Raw genomic sequence first — 492 nt, forward strand, 5'->3', positions numbered from 1 at the left:
ACGGGGAGAGCTGGGACTACCCGGCTCCAAAGTGGATTCTCGGCCTCTACTGGACGGCAAAAGTTCTGCATCCAGAGCTCTTCAGCGACTTGGACATAATGAAAGAAGCCAACGACTTCTACGAGAGGTTCTTTGGGATAAGCATCAACGATGTATCGCTGGTTGGTGATATAAGTTGAAGCGCTTCGTTTTTCTTTATTTCATTGTTTTCATTAGTTCCTTGTTCGTGGGAAGATTCGCATTCAGTCCCTTCAACATGGACGAGCTAGCCAAGACCATACTAGTTGACGTGAGGCTGCCAAGGATCGTGGCGGCTTCCCTCGTCGGCGCTTCGCTCTCCCTGGCTGGACTGGCCTTTCAGAACGTCTTCAGGAACTATCTAGCCGGCCCGAACATTCTGGGCGTGACCAGCGGTGCAGCCTTCGGTGCCGTCGTCGCGATAATGCTCTTCTCATTCAACCCATATTTCGTCCAGATGTTCGCCTTCGTTTT

At 51.4% G+C, this 492-nt stretch carries 1 protein-coding gene; it reads left to right on the forward strand.

Features of this window, described 5'->3' with window-relative positions; translation table 11 throughout:
* Positions 1 to 226: 226 nt before the first annotated feature.
* Positions 227 to 492: iron chelate uptake ABC transporter family permease subunit (locus E3E29_RS11345; RefSeq protein ID WP_342764724.1), on the forward strand; the 266-nt coding region annotated here is incomplete at its 3' end.

It is taken from the genome of Thermococcus sp. Bubb.Bath, assembly GCF_012027595.1.
Classification (GTDB): Archaea; Methanobacteriota_B; Thermococci; order Thermococcales; family Thermococcaceae; genus Thermococcus.